Annotated in this window: 1 protein-coding gene; it reads left to right on the forward strand. The window is 72.2% G+C overall.

Annotation, left to right across the window (positions count from 1 at the left end):
• Positions 1-147 precede the first annotated feature (147 nt).
• The gene (locus ACFW2E_RS40600) at positions 148-1,182 is read left to right on the forward strand and encodes a zinc-binding dehydrogenase (RefSeq protein WP_384475245.1); all 1,035 of its coding nucleotides are present in this window, start codon (positions 148-150) and stop codon (positions 1,180-1,182) included.
• Positions 1,183-1,345: the final 163 nt, after the last annotated feature.

The following is a 1,345-nucleotide window of genomic DNA, read 5'->3' on the forward strand; positions in this document are numbered from 1 at the left end:
TCGGCCGGGGTATTCCCCCCCGCCCGGGGCTACGCGGGGGGGGGCGCCGGGCGCGGCGCCACAACGGCCGCCCCTCGGCCGCAAACTCCACGTCCAGCCCGGCCTCGTCGCCGCGTGACCGCCCGAACCGAACGGAACCCCGCCATCATGCCCCAGCAGATCCGCCGCGTACTCGTCCGCTCCCTCGACGACATCGTCGTCGAGCAGGCGCCCGCCCCCGTCCCCGGAAACGACGAACTCCTCGTACGTCCCACGGTCGTCGGCGTGTGCGGATCCGACACCCATGCCGCGGCGGGGCACCATCCGTTCATCGACCTCCCCTACCGCCCCGGCCACGAAGCGGTGGGCGTCGTGGTGGCCTCGGGCCCAGGGGCCGAGGACTTCGCACCCGGCGACCGGGTGATCGTCGAACCGAACCTGTACTGCGGCCAGTGCGCGCAGTGCCGGTCCGGCCGCTACAACATCTGCCAGGAGCTGAAGGTCTTCGGCTGCCAGACGCCCGGTGCCCTGGCCGACCTGTTCACCATCCCGGCGGACCGCGTCCACCACGTTCCCGACGGCATGACCGACCTCCAGGCCGTCCTCGTCGAGCCCTTGGCCACCCCCGTGCATGCCGTGGCCAAGGTCGGCGACCTCACCGGACGCACCGTCGCCGTCCTCGGCGCCGGCCCCATCGGACTGTTCACGCTCATCGCCGCCCGCCACGCGGGCGCCGCCCGGATCGCCGTCACCGACCTGCTGCCGGGCAAACGGGCCCGGGCGCTGCGTCTCGGCGCCGACACGGCCCTGCCCGCCGGTGCCCCTGACCTGGTCACCCAGGTCCACGCGGCACTCGACGGCCCGGTCGACGTCGTCTTCGACTGCGTGGCCCGGGGACAGTCCATGGCCCAGGCGACCGATCTGGTGGCCAAGGGCGGCCATGTGGTCGTGGTGGGCGTGGGGGCAGCAGGTTCGACGCCGGTCCGCCTCGACCTGGTCCAGGACCGGGAGATCCGCATCGAGGGCACACTCATGTACACCGCCGACGACTATCGCGTCGCCATGTCCCTCATCGTCTCGGGCTCCTTCGACACCGCCGAGATCGTCACCGCCACCTACCCCATGGAAGAAGCCGCTGCGGCCTTCTCCGCCTCCCTTGATCTGGAGCACGTCAAGGTTCTGATCACCGTGGACGGTCCGTGATGCGTATCCGAACAAGGGCGCTCAGCCGGCCCCCGGCCCGGTCGGCCCCGGGCGGGGGGAAGGTCGGAGTGCCCCGGGCCCGTATGCGAAACTGCGAGCCTGGTGTCACCCGACCGTCATTGTACCACCTCCGGGGCCGAACCCCGGTTCGCCCCCCGTCCAC

Origin of the sequence: Streptomyces sp. NPDC058964 (genome assembly GCF_042741275.1) — a bacterium.
In the GTDB taxonomy this organism is placed as follows: Bacteria; Actinomycetota; Actinomycetes; order Streptomycetales; family Streptomycetaceae; genus Streptomyces.

What these genes read in the sequence shown, in the direction of transcription:
- ACFW2E_RS40600 (WP_384475245.1), top strand. Translation starts at nt 148, where the DNA reads ATGCCCCAGCAGATCCGCCGCGTACTCGTCCGCTCCCTCGACGACATC.